Raw genomic sequence first — 6,000 nt, 5'->3', positions numbered from 1 at the left:
CCCTTCGGTCGAGCACACTTCGCCCGCGAGCAGCAAGCCCGGGACGCTCACGCAAGACGGAAACAACTCATCGTCCAGCGACACCCTTTGCCGGAATACCCACCCCGGTACCCACGTTGCCCTTCCTCGGCACCCCGCGCGCGCCTCCCCCCACAATCAAGGGAGACCCGCTCCACTCCCACAAGGAAGGCCCCTCATGAAGGCATTGATCCACCACGCGTTCGGCAACCCGGCCGAGGTCCTCACGGCCGAGGAGATCGCCACCCCCGAGCCCGGCCCCGGCGAGGCCCGCGTCCGGCTCACCCTCTCCCCCATCCACAACCACGACCTGTGGACCGTCACCGGCAACTACGGCTTCAAGCCCGAGATGCCGGCCCGCTCCGGCACCGAGGCCGTCGGCGTGATCGACGCGCTCGGCGAGGGTGTCGACCACCTCGAGGTCGGCCAGCGCGTCGCCACCGGCGGCACGTTCGGCGTGTGGGCGGAGCAGTTCGTCGCCAAGGCCGCCGCGCTCATCCCCGTGCCCGACGGCATCCCCGACGACGTCGCCGCCCAGCTGGTCGCCATGCCCTTCTCCGCCATCAGCCTGCTCGACTCGCTCGACCTCGCCGAGGGCGACTGGATGATCCAGAACGCCGCCAACGGCGCGGTCGGTCGCCTCGTCGCGCAGCTGGCCGCCGCCCGCGGGATCAACGTGGTCGGCCTGGTCCGCCGCACCGACGGCATCGGCGAGCTCGAGGCCCAGGGCATCGCGCGCATCGTCGCCACCGACACCGACGGCTGGCAGGAGCGCGTCCTCGAGATCACCGGCGGCGCGCCGCTCAAGGTCGGCGTCGAGTCGGTCGGCGGCCCGGCGGCCAGCGACGTGATGTCGCAGCTCGCCGAGAACGGCACGCTCGTGGTGTTCGGCGCGATGGCCTCGCCGACCATGGAGATCGGCTCGGGCGACGTCATCTTCAAGCAGGCCACCGTGCGCGGCTTCTGGGGATCCAAGGTCAGCGCCGCCATGCCGGCCGAGGACCGCAGCCGCCTCATGCGCGAGCTCTTCGCCCGGCTCTCCGACGGGACGATCACGCTGCCGGTGGAGGCGACGTTCTCTTTCGGCGAGATCGCTGACGCCGTGAAGGCACACTTCACCCCGGGTCGCGCCGGGAAGGTCATGCTGCGCCCCTGAGCGCTAGGGGACGATGCGGCGGTTGGGTTCACACCCGGCCGCCGCTTTCGCGTCCTTGCGGTGAACCGATCCCCGTTGTCTGACCATAACCCTAGCGTTATACTCATGAGTCGATGGGCAGTGATCCTTCTCCCGGAAGTCGAGGCGTGGCTGATGACGATCGCGGTCGAGCAACCCAGGCTCGCTGAGCGCGTCGTGGCCGCGATCGACCTGCTCGAAGCCGAGGGGCCGCACCTTGGGCGGCCACTCGTCGACCGCATCGCCGGTTCGCGGCTCCCCCATCTCAAGGAACTGCGCGTCGCGACGGTGCGCGCGCTGTTCGCCTTCGATCCCGATCGGCGTGCCATCGTGCTCGCCATCGGCGACAAGCGCGGGCGCTGGACCGACTGGTACTCGCAGAACATCCAGATCGCCGAGCGGCGATTCGAGCAGTGGGTCGCCACCCGCGGGCAGGAGCACTGATGGCACCCGACTGGAAGTCCACGCGCGCGGCCATGGCCGAGGCAGGCGATCTCGACGAGTCCCGCATCGCCGAGCATCGCTCGGTGCTGGAGCTCCGCCTCGCCGCCGCACGCCTCGCGGAGCTCCGACGCGCACGGAACCTGAGCCAGCGCCAGGTCGCGGAAGCGATGGGCGTCTCGCAGCCACGAGTCTCCGCGATCGAGGCCGGCGCTCCGACCGCCGCGGAGGTCGCCACCCTGCGCGCCTACGTCGCCGCGCTCGGCGGCGAGCTCCACCTCGTCGCGGACTTCGACGGCGACTCGGTGACCGTCGTCTGACGACCCTCACCCCGCGCCCACCGACCGTTCACACAAAGCCCAACCCCCGCATCGTCCCCTTGCCATCCCTTCAACCAGGGAGTACGGTCCCGTAACTGTGCCCCGCGACCGCCGCGGGCACCCTCGCAGCACACGGAAGGAGTCACGATGCGCCTCGAAGCGAACCGCTCGGCCGTCGAATATCGACTCCTGCCTCAGCGCACCCCGCTCAATCCCTCCTTGCGCTAGCCAGGCTCGCCCACACGACCGTGGGCCAGCATGGCGGCGCCGGGCCTGAGCCGCGCCCTTCCCGCGCCATCGCGTCGCGAGAAGCGGCGCTCCAGCGCCCCCACCCGCCATGAACCGTGCGCGCGCACGCCTGCTCGCCACGAGCCGCCCTCGCGGGCGGCACCCACCCACCAGAACACCACGCAGAAAGGAAAGACCATGGAGAAGCTGAACGCTCGGCTTCTGAACTGGGCGTCCATCCTGGACCCCCAGACCAAGGAGCAGGCGCTCACCACCTCGACCATGCCGTTCATCTACCCGCACCTCGCGCTCATGCCGGACGCCCACCTGGGGCTCGGCGCGACCGTCGGCTCCGTTATCCCCACCCTGGGGGCGATCATGCCGGCGGCCGTGGGTGTGGACATCGGGTGCGGCATGATCGCCGTCGCGACCCAGTTCACGCGGGCCGACCTCGAAGGCAAGGACCTCGCCGAGCTGCGCCAGCAGATCGAGCGGGCCATCCCCCTCAGCGCCGGCGCGCGGAACCGCAAGCTGCGCGACGCCGCCGCGGCCCGGGTCACCGCGCTGGAGGAGGCGGCGACGCACGAGCAGCTCGCGCGGTTCGACGGCCTCATGCGGCACTGGCGGCTCCAGCTGGGCTCGCTCGGCTCGGGCAACCACTTCATCGAGGTCAGCGTCGACGAGTCCGACACCGTCTGGTTCTTCCTCCACTCGGGGTCGCGGGGCATCGGCAACCGGATCGCCCAGCACCACATCGGCGTCGCGCGCCGGGAGATGGAGCGGCACTGGATCACCCTGCCCGACAAGGACCTCGCCTACCTGGTCGAGGGCACGCCGGAGTTCGACGCCTACGTCGCCGACCTCCTGTGGGCCCAGGCCTACGCCCTCGCCAACAGGGCGGAGATGATGGACCGCGTGGTCGACCAGTTCGAGCGGTGGATGTCCGCATCTACCGGTGACGATGCGGCGGTCCAGCAGCGCACCAGGATCAACTGCCACCACAACTTCACCCAGCGCGAGAAGCACTGGGGCAAGGAGGTGTGGGTGTCGCGGAAGGGCGCCATCTCGGCGACCGACGGCGAGTGGGGGCTGATCCCGGGCTCGATGGGCACGGCGTCCTACGTGGTGACGGGGCGGGGTCACGCGCCGGCGCTGCACTCGTCGCCGCACGGCGCGGGCCGCGTGTACTCGCGGTCGGCGGCGCGGAAGGCGTTCACCCAGGACGACCTGCGGGCGTCCATGGCGGGCATCGAGTACCGCGACACCGACGCCTTCATCGACGAGATCCCGGCCGCGTACAAGGACATCGACCAGGTGATGGTCGACGCCGCGGACCTGGTGGAGATCCGGCACACGCTCCGGCAGCTCGTCAACGTGAAGGGCGACTGATCCCTTGCCGGGGTGACCACCGGGGGACGATGCGGTGGCTGGGTAGCCGGCCGCCGCATCGTCCCCTGGGGGAACCGGGCGACCGACAGACGTCGCATATCTCTTGTCACCCCTGACAAACCCCTACTAATCTCGCAAATACTGCGAGCCGGACAAACCCGGTGCCCGGCCCAGGCGTCCCAAGGGAGTTGACCGTGCACAAACCATCCGGCATCCACACCCGCACCATCGCCTTCACCGCCACCGCGGGCCTCGCCGCCAGCGTCGCGTTCGCGGCGGGAGCCCAAGGGGCCACCCCGACCGACACCACCGACCTCCTCGACGCCGTCACCGTCGAGGGGGTCTACTCACATCTGGAGGCGTTCCAGGCGATCGCCGACGCGAACGGCGGCAACCGCCAGGCGGGCACCGCGGGCCACGTGGCCTCGGTGGCCTACGTCCAGGCGCAGCTCGAGGCCGCCGGCTACACCACCACCATCCAGCCGTTCACGTACGAGCGTCAGACGCTCGTCTCGGCGACGTTCGCGGAGACCGCGCCCGGCGACACGGCGTACGAGCTCGACACCGACTACTACCCGATGGAGGGCGAGGGTCTCGCGGAGGCCCCCGTGACGGGGGTCGACCTGTCGGTGGGCACGCCCAGCGCCTCCACCAGCGGCTGCGAGGCCGCCGACTTCGCCGGCTTCCCGGCGGGCGACATCGCGCTGATCCAGCGCGGCGCGTGCTCGTTCGAGCAGAAGACGCTCAACGCGATCGCGGCGGGCGCCTCGGGCGTGATCATCTTCAACCAGGGCGACGGCGGGGTCGACCGCACGGGCATGTTCTACGGGACGCTCGGCGAGACGGTGCCGGAGATCCCGGTGGTGAGCACCTCGTTTGATATCGGCGCTGCGCTGTCCGCGACGGCCGGCCTCGAGATGGTGATCGACATCGACCAGCTCACCGTGCCCGTGTCGACCATGAACCTGCTCGCGGACACCCCGACCGGGCGCGCGGACCGCACCGTGGTGGTCGGCGGCCACCTCGACTCCGTGGGCGAGGGCCCCGGCATCAACGACAACGGCACCGGCACCGCGGCGATCCTCGAGACGGCGCTGGCGTTAGCCTCTCTCGATGAGCCGCTCGAGAACCGCGTGCGCTTCGCGTTCTGGAGCGGCGAGGAGGACGGCCTGCTCGGCTCCTCGTACTACGTGTCGCAGCTGTCGAAGTCGGAGATCAAGGGCACCGCGGTGAACCTCAACTTCGACATGGTCGGCTCGCCCAACGCGGTCAACTTCGTCTACGACGGCGACGGGGACGCGTTCGGCCAGTCCGGTCCCGGTGGGTCGAACGTGGTCGAGGACGTCTTCGAGGCGTTCTTCGCGGCGCAGGGCGCGGAGACGGTCCCGACCGAGTTCGACGGCCGCTCCGACTACCTCGGATTCATCGAGGCGGGCATCCCGGCCGGAGGCCTGTTCACTGGGGCCGAGGGGATCAAGACCGAGGAGGAGGCCGCGCTGTTCGGTGGGACCGCCGGGGTCGCGTATGACCCCTGCTACCACTCGGGCTGCGACACCCTCGACAACCTCTCACTCGAGACGCTCGACCTGATGTCGGACGCGATCGCCCACTCGACGCTGACGTTCGCGGAGACCACGTCGGCGGTGAACGGCACGGCGAAGGGCAAGGCGAACGGGTTGTTCAAGGGCGCGGAGTTCCTGGGGGCCGAGGCGGTTCGCTGACGCTACCTGCTGACGCTTGCCTCTGACCGTCGGGGTCCCCGCCTGCGGGCGGGGGCCCCGACGTCGCTGCGCGGGTGGGCGCGGGCAAAGCCGATGCCCACGGCCCCGCGCGGCGCGCGCGCTGTCCACAGCTTTCGGGGGCGGCGTTGAGGCGCGGCCGGGAGCGGACGAGCATCGGCTCATGGGCATCAGGTACTACGCATACGCCTTCCCGCCGGAGCTGACTGCGGCGGCGCGCGCGGATCCGCGCGCGTTCATCGGCCGCGATCCTCTCGCCGACGCCTGGGGAACGGTGCCAGGAGCGCAGTTCAGCGTGATCACGGGCGTCCCGGCGCTCCCCGCCGAGGACATGCTCTACCTCGACAAGGCATGGCCCGGGCTCCAGTCGCTCACGGCGCCGGACCAGCCAGGCGCACCACCGCGACCGGCGTTCCGCATGTTCGAGGGCAAGGTCCGCTTCACCGACCGCGGCTGGGATCCGTGGGTGCGCGCGGTCACTCCTGAGGAGGTGCCTCGCATCGCCGAGGACGTCGCGCTGCTTCAGCGGGAGACACCGGACGGCGCCGCCGACGACTACGTCCTCGAGTACCTCGAGGCTGCCGTCGCGTTCACCGCCCACCAGGCCTCCGTGGGCCGGGGCTTCGCGTACCTGATCGGATGAGCGTGTTGGCGCCGGTCCGCGCCATTTCGCCGAATGCTATCGTCAGTG

The 6,000-nt window shown here is 70.5% G+C and carries 6 protein-coding genes; all 6 read left to right on the top strand.

Translation table 11 applies throughout. The features are described from left to right. The first annotated feature begins 196 nt into the window (after positions 1-196). The 6 genes from AOM05_RS05870 (at position 197) to AOM05_RS05845 (ending at position 5,952) form a co-directional block, all read left to right on the top strand. Positions 197-1,174, top strand: a complete 978-nt coding sequence (locus AOM05_RS05870; protein WP_062520210.1) for a zinc-binding dehydrogenase — start codon at positions 197-199, stop codon at positions 1,172-1,174. A 105-nt stretch (positions 1,175-1,279) separates the two neighbouring features. Further along, complete coding sequence (locus AOM05_RS05865) at positions 1,280-1,636, top strand: type II toxin-antitoxin system RelE/ParE family toxin (RefSeq protein WP_062520208.1); 357 nt, start codon at positions 1,280-1,282, stop codon at positions 1,634-1,636. Continuing rightward, positions 1,636-1,953: a helix-turn-helix domain-containing protein gene (locus AOM05_RS05860; RefSeq protein WP_062520207.1), complete on the top strand. Its 318-nt coding sequence runs from the start codon at positions 1,636-1,638 to the stop codon at positions 1,951-1,953. Before AOM05_RS05865 ends, AOM05_RS05860 begins: the two co-directional genes overlap by 1 nt. 426 nt (positions 1,954-2,379) lie before the next feature. Further along, positions 2,380-3,570, top strand: a complete 1,191-nt coding sequence (locus tag AOM05_RS05855) for an RtcB family protein (RefSeq protein WP_062520205.1) — start codon at positions 2,380-2,382, stop codon at positions 3,568-3,570. A gap of 194 nt (positions 3,571-3,764) precedes the next feature. After that, the gene (locus AOM05_RS05850; protein ID WP_156165053.1) at positions 3,765-5,291 is read left to right on the top strand and encodes a M28 family peptidase; all 1,527 of its coding nucleotides are present in this window, start codon (positions 3,765-3,767) and stop codon (positions 5,289-5,291) included. A 181-nt stretch (positions 5,292-5,472) separates the two neighbouring features. Then, complete coding sequence (locus tag AOM05_RS05845) at positions 5,473-5,952, top strand: hypothetical protein (RefSeq protein WP_062520203.1); 480 nt, start codon at positions 5,473-5,475, stop codon at positions 5,950-5,952. Positions 5,953-6,000: the final 48 nt, after the last annotated feature.

Origin of the sequence: Demequina silvatica, from assembly GCF_000971215.1 — a bacterium.
GTDB classification, from domain to species: domain Bacteria; phylum Actinomycetota; class Actinomycetes; order Actinomycetales; family Demequinaceae; genus Demequina; species Demequina silvatica.
This window is presented reverse-complemented; position numbering and strand designations above follow the sequence as displayed.